This is a genomic window from Paenibacillus sp. 1011MAR3C5 (assembly GCF_003591485.1).
Classification (GTDB): Bacteria; Bacillota; Bacilli; order Paenibacillales; family Paenibacillaceae; genus Pristimantibacillus.
In genome coordinates this window covers 926226-944967 of the sequence record NZ_QZCF01000001.1, presented here as the reverse complement: position 1 = coordinate 944967, position 18742 = coordinate 926226, and the positions used below count along the sequence as shown (strand labels likewise).

The following is an 18742-nucleotide window of genomic DNA, read 5'->3' as shown; positions in this document are numbered from 1 at the left end:
AAGTGTTCGTGTTCTATGGATATTTCGTATCTATTGAAAAGTGAATTAAAACAGTTTTGGGACTGGCTCGGATTAAGCAGTCAAGAATATGAATTACTGGGTACTATCACAAATAGCCATGAGTCTATGTATCCACGTTGGGACGAACTAATAAGACTGACCTGTATTGCAATAACCAATTTGGAAATGGGTGAGACATCCCAAATAGATTTAATATTAGAAGTTATGGCATTAGATAATGAGGAAGAGGCCATACTTATTGAATGTGAAGAGCAATTAACCAATTCTGGTTTAAATCTACTTATAGAAAAAGGATGTTCATTTCCATTTCGCAATGCAAGGTGGCAAATTGCCGAGTTAATTGGAAGGAAGAAAAGTAGAGAATTCGAAAATTACTTGATAGCATTAACTAATGATGATAGTAAATATGTTCAAAGAAGAGCCTTATTATCCTTGGTAAAAATCAACTCTCAGTTAGCAAATGAAATATCTTTTCAAAAGTTAGAGGATGATAATGAAATGATAAGGCTAGTTTCTATCAGGATATTAAGCCAAACATCTTCTGACTTCTTGAAAGAAGCTACCAAAAAACTAGCTAGTGACTCGAGTTTGTTAATTAAAGAGGAATTAAATAAGATAATGTGTAATGAGGAATAATAGAGGTGCTTATTTCTTCTTGATAAATTGCAAACGCGTCAAACTAGTTTGAAGAAATTAATACTGAAGTATGTAAATGAGACAAATATGCCTGATAAGTACAAGAGATAACGATGTGGTATCAAACTAACCTTGACTGGCTTCTGCCTTTCAAGGTTATTCTTTTGGTGGGGCTCATTAGTATCGAACGATACTTCCATTTAACCCACACAATAACATTATTAAAATTTTTTAATAAAGGTAATTTAAGGAAATTAATCGAATTCATCTTCGTTGGTATCACGGAATCATTAAACTTTACTTACGACAAGATAAACTGATTGTCAACTCATCATTATTGAATGAAACTTATGCGTACGATGAGCGAAGCAACTGCCGGACAGCGACCTAAATATTAAGAAAGCCATATGAACTATCACTATAATTCGCTGAACCTTTAAAAAGATAAGCAGGAACGGAGCTATTGTGGAATATAAATATGACAGCGACGGCTTATTGTTGGAACGTAAGGGAAATAATGTAACAACACGCTATTATTATTCTGGTCAGTTGTTAGTTGCAGAAGTAATTCTGCAAAGCAACAATACAGTGACGGAGAAAGTGAGTTATTTGCAGGGAAATGGCCCGTTATTTTACAGAGGATGGGTCCGGCAACTAATGTTATTACTTGAAGAACGGGCATGGCAATGTCATAGAGCTTCGATCAGCTACCAGAGCCGTTCAGAATAGCTATAAGTATGATATTTGGGGAAATACACTTCAGGCGATAGAACCCGTATCTAATCCATTTCGGTACTCCGGAGAGCTATGGGACAACAGTGCGGGATTACAATATCTTCGGGCCCGCTGGTATGATCCAAGCTTGGGTAGGTTTATCAATGAGGATACTTATAAAGGGGAAATCAATAATCCGATAACGTTGAATCTTTACACTTATGTCTATAACAATCCATTAATTTATACGGATCCCTCTGGTCATTGTGGAGTGAAAAGTTGGGTAGATGCTGGAGACTGCGTAGTTGATTTTATTCCAGTAGTCGGTGGCGTGAAGAGTGTCCAAGAAGCTGTAACAGGCAAAAATGTAGTGACTGGTGAGAAATTATCAGCAACTAATAGAGTAGTTGGCCTCGTAGGTGTCATACCGGGAGGGAAGTTAGCTGCTAAAGGTGGCAAAGGAATTGTTGCAGGGATAAAAAAGCTATTTAAATCTTGTAATTGTTTTACGGCCGGAACAAAAGTACAAACAGATGAAGGGGAGAAACCGATTGAGGAGATTGCGGTCGGGGATAGGGTTCTCGCTAAGTCTGATGAAACTGGAGAAGTAGCGTATAAAGAGGTTGTGGGGCTGTTTCAAAAGCAGGCTGATGAAATCTACAATGTCCATGTTGGTGATGAAGTTATAGAAGCTACTGCTGAACATCCGTTTTGGCTTGATGGCAAGGGATGGACGGAAGTTAAAGATTTGAAAGTTGGAGACTTGCTTGTTTCGAGTGATGGTTCTAAACTGGAAATAGATAAGATTGAGAAAGAGCCGCGTGAAGCAACGGTTTACAATTTTGAGGTTGCTGATTTTCATTCGTACTTTGTGTCCAATCTTGGTATTTGGGTGCATAACTGCAATTTAACAAAATGGAACAAGGGTAGCTTTGATACTCTAGAAAATTCAGCAGAATATCATTTTAAGAAACACGGAGCATCTGTAGGGGCGGAAAATTTGGAGCAGTATGTAAGAAAAGCTGAGGAATTTGCTAGGACTGTGAAAAAAGGCTCAACAAAAAGCCCTGTTTCAGGAGCAGTAGAAGGAACTACTCGATACAAAAAGAATGGAAAATATATCGATATTGCTCCCGACGGTACGATTGTTTCTTTTGGCAAGACTTAATGGTTTAAGACATGGAAGGAGGAGCTTCTACTGAATTACAAAGGGGCATTAGCAGAACTATTTGTGACACAATTGAGTAATCCATTTCCTTATGAAGACATTGCTAAGATGAGAGAAGATTTTAAAGAGGACTTCTCTCAAACCGATGATAGTTTTAGTGCAGATTTTAATGATTATTGTTCGGTCATTGCAGGGACGATTACTTATATCATAAACAATAATGTAGGGGGCATACCTGAAAGGCAGGTAGTTCTATTACACAAGGGATTCTTTGAACGATTTGAACACTATAGCTTCCTTGAGGAAAAACTAATTCATTACTCACTTCTTTTTAATGAGTACCTTTCTCATGAAAAGACGAGAAAATTGATATTGGACTTTTTGAAAAATCAATAACCTTCATTCGACCACAAGCGAGTATCCGTCGCTTGTGGTTTTTAATTTATATAATTCCACCCAGTGCCGAATGAATCGGGTGGTGCGTTCCGAAAGAACTTAACCCTCATCACCTCCATGTGATAATTCACCGAAACCACTGTACGCACATACAAAATGCTTGAGAATATAACCCCTTTGTCTTAATCTGTATCCTCGACATAGCCTTAAAATCATCAGATACCACCGCATTTGGATTCTAAAACCTTGCCTTCGCTTTCTTGCGTTTTTTTCAAAAAGTAATGAACGTACAAAAATTCATAATTGTCCTAAGATGAAGCCGCAACTTTGGACTAAGGTAGACCGACCACTATAGCAAGGAGAGATAATATTTGAATTTCCTCCGCAACGATCCGTCAATTTGCCCCGATAGTTACTGTGCAAACGCAATTTGGTGACGACCAGTTTACATATACAGGTAAGGAAACGTTCAGGCTAGCCACCTTACCCTCTAAATTATAGACGGAAATTCGTTTAAAAATTTCCGGTGGGGGCTGAACATGGAAGGTGTGAAGGTATCAATTGACCGCATTGTAGTGGATTTTACAAACGTGTATTGGACGTTCCTTAAGCCGCTTCGCCAGTGGCTTTGTTACTACTACAACGCCGCATTTTACGTTAAGGACAAGGGATTTAAGTAGCGAGTACGAGTGAGGGAGGGTAAGAATTGGGTATATCTCTCGTATCAACTCGTTTATGCCCGACTAGCAAGGAAGCATACGCTTCGGCTAGAATACCCACCCGATTCTCTGATTCACTTCCAGGCTTGGATTTCGGAGATTGGAAATAATGCTACGGACATTCTACATGTTCGTTCCGAAGTGGCGTTTGACATTCCTTTGTCTTAATCCGAACTGTTCGTTCTGTCGTTGACTGGGCGGAAAAGAAAAGGAACGTATTACTCAAACGAGCGTTATCAACGGCAAGTTGCCGGATATTGCAGGGTCTATGACAAGCGATTGGACTTGTTGCAACGGCGGGGGGTAGCCATTGAAGGAGAACTAACGAGGTTTGGAATTGGTGCATAAGCCGGATGACAAGATACCGATGGACAAGCTTGTCCAGTATCCACCGCAGTTAGTCATCCTCCATGATTATTAATTCGTGAATATGAACGTTCAACGCCTTGCAGATTTGCTCAAGAGTACTGATATAAATTCTATCTGTCGTTCCCCTGCATAGAGCATTTATTGTACCGGGACGCATATCTACCATCATCGCAAGTTGTCGTTGAGATATACTCCGTTCATCCAAAAGTTCCTGTAATCTGATTTTGATTTGCATAACCGTACCCTTCCTACGCTGATATATATAACAATATATCATAATTTAGTAAAATACACATTGCATGTGACGCTGTAACGTCATATAATTGAGTTGTGACGCTGTAGCGTAACATTGATTGTGATTATCATAATGGTGGAGGAGGAATCAGCATGAAAGTCATTGGTCATAAGAAAGACTCTAGCGTTTTTTTAATCAATGGACTTATGGAATTACTCGATGCGTACCAGCGCTTTGAAATCTCAAAGAAATTGAATCGAGGACGCAATAAGAAAGCAAAGCAAGGCGGTTATTCAGTTGGACGTGCGGCATTAGGCTACAACGCTAGTAAAGGACACAAAGCAAATGAAACCAATCTGAACGAAGCTTTAGCTTTCCAACGCCTGTTTGAACGCAAAGAGCTGTTTCCTGATTGGTCACTATCACAATTGGTCTTTCAGTTGAACTACGATTGTTTTACAACACAGCAAGGAAAGCGATTTACAAAATTGCAGGTCAACAGAATCCTAGACCGTATATCATTCTACCAAGGACTTTATCTACATGGTGGTATTCAAGCTGCTGGGCCTCATCAAGCCATAATATAGGCGGTGGGTATATGAGCGAACAAATGAACACGTATAATCGCTACATCGAGCAGGAAGATACGATTTACAAGCGGTTAGAAACATTGGAGCAATGTCAATATGCGATATTACACTACATCTTTCGGGATGGTGAGCAGTTCAATAAGTTAATGGTTAAAGAAGTGTTACTGGGCATCAATCAATTAGAAATAGATGTTCGATTTGAATTACTACATCTACGACTGGAGAAAGCTTTTCTAGCATATGAAATGAAACATAACTAACGCTGTGTTATAACGTTAAAAAGGAATTTAAGAATGAGGAACAGACACGCTACTTACTTTGTTAGCGATTTGGGGATAAACATAACCATGATTTATTAGTAAGACATAGCCTTATGGTTGGCCCATGATATTCGATAGGATGAATGAATTGTCAGCCAAACTCCATAATGTAAAGTACGGTTATTACGTAATCTCATCCTCATACGGTTTAAATGGATGGGTCCTAGCCAAACACATCTCAATTTGCGATAGATCGCATTCCGATAAACTATAGATAATCGTCTTTGCGTGCGGGCCTGGTCATACTTTTTATGTACAAAGCGTGTTATAATGTTGGCAATGCCGTAAACTTATAACTGAATGTGAAAGCAGGGATCGACACATGACACAACGCGAAAAGCTTGAAAAGCCGGACTGGCTTCGCATAAAATTGACAACAAACGGCAACTATGCCGAAATTAAAGATATGATGCGCACGAAGACGCTACATACGGTCTGTGAAGAGGCGCGCTGCCCGAATATTTACGAATGCTGGACGAATCGTACAGCTACCTTCATGATCCTTGGCGACATCTGTACGCGCGCTTGCCGTTTCTGTGCGGTGAAGACGGGGCTGCCGACGGAGCTTGATCTTCAAGAGCCGGAGCGCGTAGCCGAGGCTGCTGAGCAAATGGGCCTTCAGCACTGTGTCGTCACATCTGTTGCGCGGGATGATCTCGCTGATGGCGGAGCATCGATCTTCGCCGCTACGATCAAAGCCATTCGTAAGCGCATGCCGTTCTGCCGCGTGGAAGTGCTTATCCCGGACTTCATGGGCAACTGGGATGCTTTGCAGGTCGTGATGGACGCGAACCCGGACATCTTGAACCATAACATCGAGACTGTTGAGCGCTTGTCCGACCGCGTACGCGCGAAGGCGAAATACAAGCGTTCCCTGGAGCTGCTGAAGCGTGCCAAAGAAATGAAGCCGAGAATTCCGACGAAATCCAGCATCATGCTGGGCGTAGGCGAAGAGTGGGATGAAATTCTGCAAGCGATGGATGATTTGAGAGCGGCGGACTGCAACATTTTGACTTTGGGTCAATACTTGCAGCCGACTCCAAAACATATGCCGATCAAGCGTTATGTTCATCCGGACGAATTCGCGAAGCTGAAAGAAGAAGGCAAGAAGCGCGGCTTCCGCCACGTGGAATCGGGTCCGCTCGTACGCAGCTCGTACCATGCGCATGAACAGACGGATTCCGCACATGCGGCAATGGCTGCGGAAGAGCTGATTCCGCCGAATTACGGCCTGGAATCCACAGGCTCCTGCGCTAGCGCTAGTGCTGGCGCCAAATAATTGACCGACGCTGAAGTGAGGTGTAACCATGGCTTTGATTCATATTGGAGGCAAATCGTACGAGCTTATTCATGAGAACCGAAGCGGCTGGAATCCGGAAGCCTTTCGCAATCGATATAGCGAAGTGCTTGAACGCTATGATTACATCATCGGGGATTGGGGCTACAACCAGTTGCGGCTAAAGGGTTTTTTTCGTGATGGCCATCAGAAGGCCAGCAAAGAGAGCACCTATTCAACAGCTGCAGATTATATTAACGAATATTGCAACTTCGGCTGCGCTTATTTCATTCTGGAGAAGAAACAGGGTGCTCGCAGGGAACCAAGCGAAGAGGATGTGGATCTGGATCTCGAGTATGGGGAAGATGCTGTGCGCCTTGAAGCCGGCGACCTGAGAGCCGCGGTAGAATCCGCCGCTGTCTCGGCTTCCGCAGAGACGGCTTCCGCCGCTGAAGCACCTAAAGCAGCGCCAAGAGAGCAGCATCCGCATCGTCATCGCGGGGGAAGCGGCAATCCACGCGCAGAGAGCGGCAACCGTTCCTCAGGCGGTGACGGACAGAGCCGCCGGAAGGACTTCCGCAACAAAAATCATCGGGGCAACCATGACCACAAAGGCAAAAAGCCGGTGAAAGCGGCAGCAAGCGAGTCTGCTGCAGCATCAGAGCAGTCGCGGAATGCTAATCCATCCAATCAAAATCAAGCCAATAAAGAGAAAGACGCCGGACGCTCATAAGAGCGTACCGGCGTTTTTTGTCGCATAACAACAGCTTATCGAACATCGTAGCCCAGGAATGCTTCTCTCACGCGATCCCAGAACGGGAATGGGCGATGTCTGGCAAAGCTTACTTTGCGGGAAGCAACGCTGCAGCGAATGGAACGAATATCGCTATGGGTAATGTTCACATGGTCGATGCTAAGCTGAATGCGTTGTTCTTTTTTGGAGATGATATCGCAGTGATGATGCTTCGGCAACAGGACCGACGATCCTAGCGTACGGAATACCCGGTTGTTGATGGAGGCGATCTCCGCGATCTGAAGCGATTCGATGGAGGGGTGAACAATGGCGCCCCCCAAGCTTTTGTTGTAGGCGGTACTGCCCGATGGAGTAGAGATAACGATGCCGTCACCGCGGAACATCTCGAACATCTCGTCATTAATATTAATTTGAGCGACGAGTGTACCGTCCACGCCTTTCAGCGTAAATTCATTCAGCGCCAAATAATGCAGCGTCTCCGTGCTTGTCTCGACCTCAATCTGGGCCAGCGGGTATCGGACCATGCGAGGTGTTTCCTCCGCCATATGGCGGACCAGCTCCTCCAGTTCATCGGCATTCCAATCCGCGTAGAAGCCCAGATGGCCTGTATGGATGCCGACGAATGAAACATCGGCGATACAATCAATATATTTATGAAACGCCTGAAGCAGCGTTCCGTCTCCGCCAATGGATATGACGATGTCAGGATGAGTCTCATTCAGGGTGAATCCACGGTCAGCTGCGAGAGCATGGAATTGTTGGGCTAACGACTGGGACAGTGAGTCGCCCCTGTCGATAACGGCGTATTTCAACGTCATCATTCTCCTTCCGAACATTCGATCATACCACTGATCATATCGGAAATTGCCGCTAAATTCAATGAATCACTCGCGTTACCGCATTAAAGGCCAAGCCATCCCCATAGCGCATAGACGAGCGCCATAGCCAGAAATCCATGCACCAGTCTTGCGATCATGAAGGGACGATAGCGCAAATCCGTACGGCTTAGCAAGCTCGCAATCTGGGCATGCACCGACAGTCCGCCCCAGGATAGCACCCATGCGGCAATCGCGACCTGATGCATAAGTCCAGTGCCAGTCGTACCCGCTGCACGGGAGCCAAGCGTAACCTCGAACAAGCCAAAGATAGCAGCGTCGGCAAGTGGAGTCGGCAAGCCGATCAAGCTGAAAAGAAGCCGCAGCGCTTCCGCGAGCGCCTCCACGACCCCCGCATGGGTGAGCATCTCCATCACAACGGAGAAAAATACGACAAGACCGCCTACGACAATCATCAGCTTCAATGCGGATTGTATGGAGTCCTGGAGCAAGCGTCCCATACCTCGTCCGTCCAGCAGACGAGCTTCATGCATGGCTTTCAAGGCGATGCCTAGCCTACTGCGCGAGATTCGGCGGCTGACCTTGCCAGAGGTAGAGGCTGTATCCTTGGGACTTGGCTCTGTGCGTTCTTTGATTGGTTCCTTGCGGGCATCATGAAACCTCATGAGCAGGCCGATCAGAAAACCGCCGCCATAGTGAGCAGCGGCCAGAATTGGGGCTACAGCGGCGTTTTGGAAAAAGCCGACCGAAACAGCTCCGATCAGGAAGATGGGGTCGGATGTAGTGGTGAATGCAACCAGGCGCTCTCCTTCCGCTCTCGTGATAAGGCGCTGCGCCCAAAGCTGCGCCGTAAGCCTTGCACCAACCGGATAGCCTGATATGTATCCCATCGTTACAACAAACCCTCCAATCCCGGGAAGTCGGAACAACGGGCGCATAAGCGGGTCCAGCAACTTGCCGAAGAAATGAACAATGCCGAAGCCGAGCAGCAGCTCGGAGATGACGAAGAATGGGAAGAGGGCGGGAAACAGTACCTCCCACCAAATGGAAAGCCCGCGAAGCGAGGATTGGAGCGTCTCGACCGGGTACACGGCCATGAGTAGGGCGATAAAGAGCGCGGATAGCGCAGTGACCGATAAGGGATGCAGGAAAGCACGCAGCATGCAGGCCGCCTCCTTCGATTATGACCTGTACAGGCTCTCCTATTACGTATATGTCCAAGCAGGTCTTTCCATCACCGCAAGCGGAATATAAAAATGAGAATTGTTAAAGAAAACGTTTGCAAATCGGGTGTTATTGGGGTCGCTTTATGGTACAATAGAATCATAATACACGGTTGGAGTGATGATCATGAGTATTATCGCCGGCATTCTTGTCTGCGCTTTTGTCTATGTCATCAAAGAATCGATCTCTTCGCCCAGCGAAGAGGAATATGAAGCCTAACTTGTAGCAGTAGTCCATCGATGAACGCCCGTGTTTTTTGCAGCGGGCGATTTTTTTTACCTCAAGGAATTACGGAAATATAATTCCTAATACCTACACAATGGAGTTGGAAATGACGATGAATAGGAATATAAGCCTCTATGAAGCAGTAGGGGGAGCCGAAGGAATCAGGTCTATAGTCGAGTCGTTCTATCCGAAGGTACAAGCACACCCGCTTATAGGTCCGCTCTTTCCAGAAGATATCGATCCTGTCATGGAGAAGCAATATCAATTTTTGACACAGTTTTTTGGAGGTCCAAGCTTGTTTTCAGATCTGCACGGGCATCCCATGATGAGAGCTCGGCATATGCCGTTCAAGATTACGCCGGATCATGCAGCCGCTTGGCTGGAATGCATGGGCAGAGCTCTGGAGGAGGTAGGGCTTGAGCGCGAGCTGCAAGCCGTCGTGCTGGATCGTTTGTCTGGACCTGCGCATCACTTCGTCAATTCAAATTAAGGAGACGTGAAGCCATGGAGCCGCTGTACGAGTCCAAGATCTCATGCATCTGCTGTGAAACGATATTTCAGTCAACTAGAGTCCGCCCAAGTTTCAAGAGGGCGTCTGCCGTGGATTCCGATTTTTGCGGTCATTATGATAATGGCGTCAATCCGGATTTTTATGTTGTTCGCATATGTCCAAGCTGCGGGTTCGCTTCGACAGAGAACGGCTTAGATAAGCTAAACGATACTCAGAAGAAAAATTATTATGATCGTATCGGCAATAATTGGAAGGGGCAGAGCTTCAACGGAGAGCGGACTGCGGAGCAGGCTATGGCAAGCTACAAGCTGGCTTTGCTTACAGCTCAGGTTACAGGTGTCAAGGATCGCGTCATCGCCGGCCTGCTGCATCATATTGCGTGGCTGTACCGCTATGAGAAGAACGTGGCGGAGGAGCAGCGTTTCTTGAAGTTTGCTCTGGAGGCGTACGTACGCGTATTCGAGCTTGAGGGCGTTTCCGTTAATAATGCCAAGCTGATGTATTTGATGGGGGAATTAAACAGGCGTATCGGCGAGCTGAATGAAGCGGTAAAGTGGTTCTCTCGTGTCGTAAATGATAAAAAAATTATGGATGCCGCTATGATCCGCGCCAGCCGGGAGCAGTGGCAGCTTATCCGGCAGGAAGCGGAAGAGAATCGGCTCGGCAAGGCGAAGCCGGCATCGCAAGAGGTCGGCAGCGCATAAGACCGCTTCGCTGAACATTAGCGCAGCGGTCCGTCTGTGAGTAGATAGTCTTGATCCGCATCAATGATAGTTATTTTGTTGCGGCAGCATGGGAATACCATAAGTCGTTTCTTGCCGTCTTGAATGTCGGGAAGCTCCGATGGCTTCAAGGGCAGCAGAACGTTGTCCGTATCGCAGAAAGGACAGTTGGATACATAGAGATCCCCCATGATCCGCTCATAAGGCCATGCATTCTGGAACGGAATCATCATTCCGGCTTCTCCCCGGCGGCATCGGCTTCTTTTTTGGCCAGCTCGGCCAGCTTTTGAAGCAAGATATGCTTAGGCATGTGCATCAAGTGCTCAAGCGGGATATTGAGTTGCTCGGACAGCTTGATGGCGGTCTCGGGCGATATTTGCAATGGTTTAGACATGGTGTTGTTCCTCCAATCAGGATATACTACTGTTATACACCGCCGGGCAGGTTTCTCGCAAATTATTTGCGGACGCCGCTCGGTTTTTTCATCGCTGCGTTACATAAAACGAGGAACAACCATAAGGAGAGTGACAATAATGAACAGTTATCCAATTAGATGGGATATGGATGCGATTTACCCGGGAGGCTCCGCTTCCGAAGCGTTCGCGCAGGAGCTTGCAGGTATGGAGAGCGGGATTGCGCGCTTGAATGAGCTGTTGAAAAAGGAAGAAGGACATCACGTACAATCGATTAAGGAAATGACCAGTATTGCCCAAGACGTGCTGCTGAGCCTGAGGCAATCGGATTCCTTTGTCGGCTGCCTCATCGCGCAAAATGTACGGGATCAGGCGGCTGTCGGGTTGAATGACAGAGTGAAAACCATCTCGGCGAAATACGCTGCGGCGATGACCCGTTACGATAATGTGCTCAGAGGCATACCGGATGCGGAGTGGATGGCAATGCTTCAGGATGAGACGCTGGGAGCGATCGCTTTCAATCTGAGCGAGCGGAGAGAGAAGGCGAAGCTGAAGATGGCGCCGGAGCTGGAAGCGCTGGCGGGCGATCTGGCAATTGACGGGTACCATGGCTGGGGTGACAACTATAACGTCATCGTATCACGCGCTCAATTTCATGTCGAGGAGGCATCTGGCGAGAAGAAGGTGCTGTCCGCAGGGCAGATGTCCAACCGTCTCTCGTCCAGCGATCGCGTTGTGCGCCAGGAAGCTTTTGCAGAGTGGGAGCGGGTATGGTCCTCGCTTACCGATCTCAGCTCCGATACGCTTAATCGTATCGCCGGCTTCCGCTTGAAGCTGTATGAGAATCGCGGGTGGGACGATGTCTTGCAAGAGCCGCTGGCGATCAACCGGATGAGCGCGGCCACACTGGACGCCATGTGGGGAGCTATTGAGGAAGGCAAGAAGGCGCTTATCCCTTATCTGGAGCGAAAAGCAAAGCTGTTTGGCCTTGAAAAGCTGGATTGGCATGATGTGGAGGCGCCGATCGGTTCTTCTGCGCGTACGGTGCCATACGAAGAGGGCGCTCGCTTCATCATCGAGCAGTTCCGCGCATTCGATCCTGCGCTTGCGGAGTTTTCCGAGAAGGCGTTCGCGGATGGATGGATAGAAGCAGAGGATCGCGCTGACAAGCGTCCAGGCGGGTTTTGCACCTCGTTCCCTAAGAGTGGACAAACACGCATCTTCATGACGTATTCGGGTACGGCATCCAATATATCGACACTCGCCCATGAGCTTGGCCATGCTTATCATCAGCATGTCATGAACGATCTGCCTGCCATGTCTCAAGAATATGCGATGAACGTGGCGGAGACAGCCTCTACGTTCGCCGAGATGATCGTATCCGACAGAGCGATGAAGGCGGCTGCGGATGATGAGGAGAAGCTTGGGCTGCTGGAGGACAAAATTCAGCGCGCCGTTGCTTTCTTCATGAACATCCGGGCCCGCTTCCTCTTCGAGACGCGCTTCTACGAGCGCCGGAAGCAAGGCTTGGTGACCGCAGAAGAATTGAACAAGCTGATGGAAGAGGCGCAGCGTGAGGCTTATATGGATATGCTCGGCGATGCCCATCCGCAGTTCTGGACGTCGAAGCTGCACTTCTACCTGACGGATGTGCCGTTCTACAACTTCCCGTATACGTTCGGATACCTGTTCAGCTCGGGGTTATACGCTCGTGCGATAGAGGAAGGCCCTGAATTTGCAGAGAAATATGTGGCGCTGTTAAAGGATACCGGTCGGCTGACGGTTGAACAGTTGGCGCAGAAGCATCTTGGCGTGAATTTGGAGGAGCAAAGTTTCTGGAAGGACGCGGTCGCCCTCACGGAAGATGACGTGCGGCTGTTCCTGGAGATGACGGAAGAGAAATAAATAGAGGTGCCCCGGTAGTGAATCATTCGCTGCCGGGGCTTTTTTGTGATATGGGCAGCTTATATCAAGTTGATTGAAGGATATGTTGTACAATATATTTGAATATGATATCTTATTTAAGGAGATATTTTCATATAAACATATATTATGAGTCATATAGTGCATGTTCAAAAAGTTCGTTTTCAGCACATGAGCTTATGCTACCGATGATGCGTTTTTTCAAAACGCTGCAGAAGATGGGTTGAAGCTAGGAAATGAGGAGCGGAGCGTAGTGGAAGCTGCGTGAGCACCGGAAGTTCCGGCTGAATGCCATATTCGATGTCGAGTAGGCTTCCTGATCTGCTTCGTGATCAAAAGTGGACTTTTTGAACAGCCTCATATAGGAAAAGAGGGGACCATCATTCAGCTATCTTCAAGGCAATTGGAGCTCATTGAGCTGGTCAAGAAGCATTCGCCCGTAACGGGGGAGCAGTTGGCCGAATATTTGGGCGTGAGCCGTCCGACGCTTCGTTCGGATCTGTCTCTGCTCGTCATGCTCGGCATGCTTGATGCGAAGCCGAAGGTGGGTTATTTCCTCGGCAATACGTTCCGAGCGAGCCATGAGCCGCTTCAGCGGTTTAACCGCATGAAGGTGAAGGAAGTGCAAGGCGTGCCGGTCAATATTCCGGATACGCTGTCCGTTCACGACGCCGTTATTACGCTCTTTATGGAGAATGCGAATACACTAATTGTCGTCAATGAGGACAAGCGCTTTGCGGGTATCATCACCCCAAAGGATCTGCTCAAAATTACGTTAGGAAATTCGGGAGCCGCGACGATTCCTGTTAGTATGGTCATGACCCGGTATCCCAACGTGGTAACGCTGACTCCAGATGAATCTGTCATGGAGGCGATCAGCAAACTGTCGCAGCAACAGGTGGATTGCTTGCCGGTCATTGTGCCTGAAGATGAGCCGGGAATCAATCCGATTGTAACGGGATGGGTGTCGAAGTCTAATATCGTCTCGCTCATGTCAGATATTGCGACAGCTCAGGAATTGGGGGACCAGAGAATATGACACAGCAATATATTTATGTCTGTTCCGACGCGGTAGGAGAAACGGCAGAGGCGGTTGCCAAAGCTACGTTAAGGCAATTCTCATCTGAGGATGTGAAGATCAAGCGGTACAGCCATCTCAGGACCGAAGATGAAATCGCTCGCATAGTCGCCGAAGCTGCAGAAACGGGCAGTTTTATCAGCTATACGCTCGTACAGCCGGAGCTTCGGGAATGGATGAGAGAAGAGTCGGCAAGGCACGGCGTTCGGGCCGTGGATGTGATGGGGCCGATGATGCAAGCGTTCGTCGATACGTTCGGCAGCTTCCCGAGTCGCGAGCCGGGTCTTCTGCATTCGATAGACGAAGCTTATCATCGTCGTATCGAAGCCATTGAATTTGCTGTCAAATACGATGACGGCAAGGATGCCAGAGGTTTGGTGCAGGCGCAGGTTGTTCTGATCGGCGTGTCGCGCACGTCGAAGACGCCGCTTAGCGTCTTCCTGTCGCACAAAGGCATCAAGGTCGCTAATCTGCCGCTTATGCCAGAGGTTAATCCCCCGGAAGAGCTGAAGCAAGGGCCTGGTCGCTTAATTGTAGGCCTCACGATGCAGCCGGAGCATCTGCTAGAGATCCGTTCCGAGCGGCTCAAGACTTTGGGACTGCCGGCTTCCGCGCAATATGCCAGCCCGGAACGAATCCAGGAAGAGCTGAACTATGCGGCTTCTGTGATGGCAGGTCTGAATTGTCCGGTGATCGACGTGACGAATCGCGCAATCGAAGAAACAGCGGGTATCATTATGGAATGGTTGAACAAATAATTGGCTATACCTATATATAGACGGAGGGTTCAAACATGGAAAAAACATTTGTAATGGTAAAACCTGATGGGGTATCGCGCGGCCTGGTCGGCCGGATTGTTGCCAGATTTGAAGAAAAGGGGTTCACGATTAAGGATGCGAAGCTGACGCAGCTGGATCGCCAGTTGGCAGAATCCCATTATGAGCATCTCAATTCGAAGCCGTTCTTCGGCGAGCTTGTGGATTTCATCACGTCGGGACCCGTGTTCGCGATGGTGCTGGAGGGCAAGGATGCGGTTCAGAACGCCCGCTCCATTATCGGCGCGACCAATCCGACGGACGCGATTGCAGGAACGATAAGAGGCGATTATGCGACGGATGTTGCGAGCAACATTATCCACGGCTCGGATTCCTGTGAAAATGCGGAGAGAGAGATCGGTCTCTATTTCCACTAAGAATGGTTGACGGTTCAGACAAGTTATGGTAAATTCTATAGCAAGTCAATAAGAAACCACGGAAGCACCGTATAAGGCTGCAGGTAACTGCGCCCTTTGCGGTGCTTTTTTGCGTGCCTTTATTGGGGATTTCTGTATACCCGTGGATGAAGAATCGAAAGGAGGATGTACATTGAAGAGAAATCAACTCGCTATTGTGGTCAAGGAGAAGGAGTATACGAGAAGGATTGCCGATTACATTCGCGGCAGCTCCTTCGGAGAGCGATGGCAGGTGTCTGCCTTTACGCATCCGAATGCGTGCAAGCAATTCGCCAAACAAGGGTATGCCATTGATCTTATTGTGGCTGAACCGGATCTTCTTCGAGAACTGCAGCCGGAGCTGTCCCACATTCCTTCTATAACGCTGGTTGCGAGATTGGGAGAGACGAATGGCCAGCCGGAGCTGCTGCAATACCAAGCGTTGCCGTTGCTGCTGCAAGGCATATCGGATCAATTCGAAGCGATGGGTCATAAGCCCATGCGAGGGCCAACATCGAATCCGAATGGCAACGGTGCGCTGGTACTGACCGTTCATTCCGCCTCCGGCGGTGTGGGCAAGACGACGCTTGCCTTGCATCTGACTGGAGCGGCGAGCGCTCGTGGACTTCGAATGCTGTATCTTAATTTGGAGAGATGGAATACTTCCGAGCTCTGGCTTCAGCCAGGCGGGGAAGCGGCATGGGACGGAGAGGGGCTGTCGGAGCTGCTGTACGCGATAAAATCAGGCGCATCATCTCATGTGGCATGGCTCGCACAGCATCGGAAGTTTCATCCGCAGATGAAATGCGACTATCTGCGAGGTTTCCGAAATCAAGAGGACCGGGCATCCCTGCTTCCTGTTGATGCGGCGGCCATGGTCGAATCGATCGCGCAGAGCGGCCATTATGACGGAGTCGTCGTAGATATGGACGACGGTATGGATGAGCTGCATTTTGAATTGCTTATGCGCGCAGACCGGAATTTGTGGGTCATATCGGAAGAGCGGTCTGCGCTAGCGAAGCAAACGCTTATGCTGCAGTACGGCAGGCAGAAGTTCGGTGAGGCATTCGAGAAGATTGCGGCACGCTCAGAGGTCGTCTGCAACGGCATGAATGCGGAGCTTGGAAACCCAATGCCTACTGTGGAAGTCGCACTTGCGCCTGTAGCACTGCCGCTTGTGAGGGAATGGAGACGGGGAGAGCTTCACCCCGTATGGTCTTCCTCTTCATATCGTGCGGCGGCTGACCGGCTATGCGCCCATCTGCTTGGCGGAAACGAGGATTTGCGTATACATGCTGTCGGATGAACTGATAAATACACTGCGTGGCAAGATACGGGATGAGATTGATTTTCGCGGCGCAATGTCGGACGAGGAATTAATGAACAAGACAGAAGCGGCCGTATTCCAGTGGTGCGAACGCCATCCCATGACAGCGACCGAGAAGGTCAAGCTTGTCAGAAGACTCTATCACTCTTTCAGAGGTATGGATGTTCTGCAGCCGCTTATGGATGATCCTGCTGTAAGTGAAATTATGATTAATAGCCACACAGAGGTATATGTGGAGAGGCATGGCGTCATGACGCTTATGCCGGGAGCGTTCGAGAGTAAGGAAAGGCTCGAAGATTTAATCCAGTCGGTCGTTGCCGGAGTGAACCGGGTCGTCAATGAGTCATCTCCTATCGTCGATGCAAGACTGAAAGACGGCTCGCGCGTCAATATCGTCCTGCCCCCGGTTGCCTTGAAGGGACCCTGCATGACCATACGTAAATTCCCGGATAAGCCTATGACGATGGACAAACTGATCGAGCTCCAATCGTTGACGGTGGAAGCAGCTGAGGTTCTGAGAGAGCTGGTGGAAGCCAAATACAATATGTTCATTAGCGGCGGTACGGGTACGGGGAAAACGACATTCCTTAATGCGCTGTCTCAGTACATTCCTTCAGATGAGCGCATTATTACAATCGAGGATTCCGCAGAGCTGCAAATTCGGACCGTCCCCAATCTGGTTTCACTGGAGACTAGGAACGCGAACACAGAAGGGAAAGGAGAAATCTCCATTCGAGATTTGATCCGTTCCTCCCTGCGGATGCGGCCTAATCGGATCGTGGTTGGAGAGGTTCGGGGCGGGGAGGCGCTGGATATGCTGCAAGCCATGAACACTGGGCATGAAGGCTCCGTCTCCACAGGCCACTCGAATAATTGCCAGGATATGATCAGTCGTCTGGAGACGATGGTTCTTAGTGCGGCGGAGCTGCCGCTCAGCGTGATCCGCGGCCAGATTGCATCGGCAATCGACATAATGATCCATTTGTCGCGTTACCGGGATCGGTCACGGAGAGTTGCCGAAATTTCCGAAGTGACAGGGATCGAGAACGGTGAAGTTAAGCTGAAGCCTTTGTTCCAGTTTCGAGAGGATGGGGAGAGCAGCGGCCGCATCATCGGCACGCTGGAGCGTGTAGGCGAGCTGAGCCGAACCGAAAAGCTTCGTATGGCCGGAAAGGAGATGGCGAATGGGAGAGTCGGTTAAGCCGCTTCATGTGCATAAAAGCAAAAGCTCCATTCGCCGCCTGGCGGAATGGATGGGCTGGGATGGGGTTTTGAACGCTTTGCCAAACCCGTCGCGCCTCCCTCGCTATACGGAATATCATCTCAATCACAGAGAGCTGGCGTTTTCCGTAGTGGTTGGAAGTGCACTTATTTTCGGAGCTGCTTATCTGTTCTATCAATCCGTTCCTTTGTCGCTCATCATCTCCATATGTGGAGCTGCGACTCCCAGATGGAGGCGCAGATCGCTGCTTGAGGGGCGCAGAAATCGCCTGAAGCTGCAGTTCAAAGAAGCATTGTTTTCGTTAACCTCATCGCTTGCTGCCGGCCGCTCCTTGGAAAATGCGTTTCGCGGGGTGTTGGAGGATATGAAGCTGCTTTATTCCGATGAAGGAACAGATATGTTGAAGGAGATTCAGATCTTGATTCATCGCTTGGACAATTTCGAGCCGCTTGAGGGTGCGCTGCGAGACTTGGCGGACAGGGCGCAAGTTGATGAAATCACACAATTCGTCGACGCCTTAACGACTTGCAAACGTTCGGGAGGGGATCTGCTTGAAGTGATGCGACGCACATCGACCATCATTGGCGACAAGCTGACCGTGGAAGGAGACATTAAAATCCTCCTTGCCCAGAAGCGATTCGAGTCTCGCATTATGATGGCTGTGCCTTTTGTGTTTCTGGCTTTTCTTGGGCTGGCGGCATCGGATTATATGTTGCCCCTATACAGTGGTCTGGGATATGTCATTATGACGGTACTGCTGCTTTTGCTGCTCGTTTGCTTTTGGATCATGGACCGCATCATGCGTATCGACATTTAGCATAGGCTTCGAAGTAAGTTTGCTTCGCAAAACTAA

Annotated in this window: 22 protein-coding genes; 17 read left to right on the top strand and 5 right to left on the bottom strand. The window is 48.5% G+C overall.

Going from position 1 to position 18742, the window contains the following annotated elements; translation table 11 throughout:
• The first annotated feature begins 15 nt into the window (after nucleotides 1–15).
• From D3P07_RS04345 to D3P07_RS26860, 4 genes are all read left to right on the top strand, one after another.
• Nucleotides 16–657, top strand: coding sequence for a HEAT repeat domain-containing protein (locus D3P07_RS04345; protein WP_119798829.1), 642 nt, complete (start codon nucleotides 16–18; stop codon nucleotides 655–657).
• A 667-nt stretch (nucleotides 658–1324) separates the two neighbouring features.
• Nucleotides 1325–2539, top strand: coding sequence for a polymorphic toxin-type HINT domain-containing protein (locus tag D3P07_RS04335; protein WP_119798827.1), 1215 nt, complete (start codon nucleotides 1325–1327; stop codon nucleotides 2537–2539).
• Nucleotides 2540–2602: 63 nt separating this feature from the next.
• The gene (locus D3P07_RS04330) at nucleotides 2603–2935 is read left to right on the top strand and encodes a YxiJ family protein (protein ID WP_147384476.1); all 333 of its coding nucleotides are present in this window, start codon (nucleotides 2603–2605) and stop codon (nucleotides 2933–2935) included.
• 539 nt (nucleotides 2936–3474) lie between these two features.
• Complete coding sequence (locus tag D3P07_RS26860) at nucleotides 3475–3615, top strand: hypothetical protein (protein ID WP_182914172.1); 141 nt, start codon at nucleotides 3475–3477, stop codon at nucleotides 3613–3615.
• A gap of 436 nt (nucleotides 3616–4051) precedes the next feature.
• On the opposite strand, the gene D3P07_RS04325 is transcribed toward D3P07_RS26860, so the two are convergent.
• Nucleotides 4052–4258 carry a helix-turn-helix domain-containing protein gene (locus D3P07_RS04325; RefSeq protein ID WP_119798825.1) on the bottom strand — a complete coding sequence of 69 codons (207 nt, stop codon included), beginning with the start codon at nucleotides 4256–4258 and terminating at the stop codon, nucleotides 4052–4054.
• A gap of 152 nt (nucleotides 4259–4410) precedes the next feature.
• Here D3P07_RS04325 and D3P07_RS04320 point away from each other — a divergent pair, with 152 nt between their 5' ends.
• From D3P07_RS04320 to D3P07_RS04305, 4 genes are all read left to right on the top strand, one after another.
• Entirely contained in the window at nucleotides 4411–4845 is a 435-nt protein-coding gene (locus tag D3P07_RS04320) for a resolvase (RefSeq protein WP_119798824.1), read from the top strand.
• 11 nt (nucleotides 4846–4856) lie between these two features.
• Nucleotides 4857–5108 (top strand): hypothetical protein, encoded by a 252-nt coding sequence (locus tag D3P07_RS04315; RefSeq protein WP_119798823.1) that lies wholly within the window; start codon nucleotides 4857–4859, stop codon nucleotides 5106–5108.
• A 382-nt stretch (nucleotides 5109–5490) separates the two neighbouring features.
• On the top strand, nucleotides 5491–6447 hold the full coding sequence (lipA, locus tag D3P07_RS04310) for a lipoyl synthase (protein WP_119798822.1): 957 nt from the start codon (nucleotides 5491–5493) through the stop codon (nucleotides 6445–6447).
• A gap of 28 nt (nucleotides 6448–6475) precedes the next feature.
• Nucleotides 6476–7177: a YutD family protein gene (locus tag D3P07_RS04305; protein ID WP_259391333.1), complete on the top strand. Its 702-nt coding sequence runs from the start codon at nucleotides 6476–6478 to the stop codon at nucleotides 7175–7177.
• 35 nt (nucleotides 7178–7212) lie between these two features.
• Here D3P07_RS04305 and D3P07_RS04300 read toward each other — a convergent pair whose 3' ends face one another.
• Nucleotides 7213–8010, bottom strand: a complete 798-nt coding sequence (locus tag D3P07_RS04300; RefSeq protein WP_119798991.1) for an NAD kinase — start codon at nucleotides 8008–8010, stop codon at nucleotides 7213–7215.
• Between the two features lie 89 nt (nucleotides 8011–8099).
• Nucleotides 8100–9197 carry a sporulation integral membrane protein YlbJ gene (gene ylbJ, locus D3P07_RS04295; RefSeq protein WP_119798821.1) on the bottom strand — a complete coding sequence of 366 codons (1098 nt, stop codon included), beginning with the start codon at nucleotides 9195–9197 and terminating at the stop codon, nucleotides 8100–8102.
• A 398-nt stretch (nucleotides 9198–9595) separates the two neighbouring features.
• On the opposite strand from ylbJ, the gene D3P07_RS04290 reads away from it, so the two are divergent.
• Both D3P07_RS04290 and D3P07_RS04285 read left to right on the top strand, forming a co-directional pair.
• Nucleotides 9596–9973: a globin domain-containing protein gene (locus D3P07_RS04290; protein ID WP_182914171.1), complete on the top strand. Its 378-nt coding sequence runs from the start codon at nucleotides 9596–9598 to the stop codon at nucleotides 9971–9973.
• Nucleotides 9974–9987: 14 nt separating this feature from the next.
• Complete coding sequence (locus tag D3P07_RS04285; protein ID WP_119798819.1) at nucleotides 9988–10698, top strand: DUF2225 domain-containing protein; 711 nt, start codon at nucleotides 9988–9990, stop codon at nucleotides 10696–10698.
• A gap of 17 nt (nucleotides 10699–10715) precedes the next feature.
• Here the strand turns inward: D3P07_RS04285 and D3P07_RS04280 are convergent, their stop codons facing one another.
• Nucleotides 10716–10946 carry a hypothetical protein gene (locus D3P07_RS04280; RefSeq protein ID WP_119798990.1) on the bottom strand — a complete coding sequence of 77 codons (231 nt, stop codon included), beginning with the start codon at nucleotides 10944–10946 and terminating at the stop codon, nucleotides 10716–10718.
• Nucleotides 10946–11110, bottom strand: coding sequence for a YycC family protein (locus D3P07_RS04275; protein ID WP_119798818.1), 165 nt, complete (start codon nucleotides 11108–11110; stop codon nucleotides 10946–10948). Before D3P07_RS04275 ends, D3P07_RS04280 begins: the two co-directional genes overlap by 1 nt.
• 139 nt (nucleotides 11111–11249) lie before the next feature.
• On the opposite strand from D3P07_RS04275, the gene D3P07_RS04270 reads away from it, so the two are divergent.
• The 7 genes from D3P07_RS04270 (at nucleotide 11250) to D3P07_RS04240 (ending at nucleotide 18706) form a co-directional block, all read left to right on the top strand.
• The gene (locus D3P07_RS04270) at nucleotides 11250–13034 is read left to right on the top strand and encodes a M3 family oligoendopeptidase (RefSeq protein WP_119798817.1); all 1785 of its coding nucleotides are present in this window, start codon (nucleotides 11250–11252) and stop codon (nucleotides 13032–13034) included.
• 421 nt (nucleotides 13035–13455) lie between these two features.
• Complete coding sequence (locus D3P07_RS04265; RefSeq protein ID WP_119798816.1) at nucleotides 13456–14091, top strand: helix-turn-helix transcriptional regulator; 636 nt, start codon at nucleotides 13456–13458, stop codon at nucleotides 14089–14091.
• Nucleotides 14088–14888 (top strand): pyruvate, water dikinase regulatory protein, encoded by an 801-nt coding sequence (locus D3P07_RS04260; RefSeq protein ID WP_119798815.1) that lies wholly within the window; start codon nucleotides 14088–14090, stop codon nucleotides 14886–14888. The genes D3P07_RS04265 and D3P07_RS04260 overlap by 4 nt, the downstream gene beginning before the upstream one ends.
• 35 nt (nucleotides 14889–14923) lie before the next feature.
• Entirely contained in the window at nucleotides 14924–15322 is a 399-nt protein-coding gene (ndk, locus tag D3P07_RS04255) for a nucleoside-diphosphate kinase (protein ID WP_119798814.1), read from the top strand.
• Nucleotides 15323–15494: 172 nt separating this feature from the next.
• A complete protein-coding gene (locus D3P07_RS04250) occupies nucleotides 15495–16646 on the top strand; it encodes a P-loop NTPase family protein (protein WP_119798813.1) in 1152 nt (383 codons plus the stop codon).
• Nucleotides 16633–17868, top strand: a complete 1236-nt coding sequence (locus D3P07_RS04245; RefSeq protein ID WP_119798812.1) for a TadA family conjugal transfer-associated ATPase — start codon at nucleotides 16633–16635, stop codon at nucleotides 17866–17868. Before D3P07_RS04250 ends, D3P07_RS04245 begins: the two co-directional genes overlap by 14 nt.
• Nucleotides 17852–18706 carry a type II secretion system F family protein gene (locus D3P07_RS04240; protein WP_259391332.1) on the top strand — a complete coding sequence of 285 codons (855 nt, stop codon included), beginning with the start codon at nucleotides 17852–17854 and terminating at the stop codon, nucleotides 18704–18706. Before D3P07_RS04245 ends, D3P07_RS04240 begins: the two co-directional genes overlap by 17 nt.
• The last annotated feature ends 36 nt before the right edge of the window (nucleotides 18707–18742 follow it).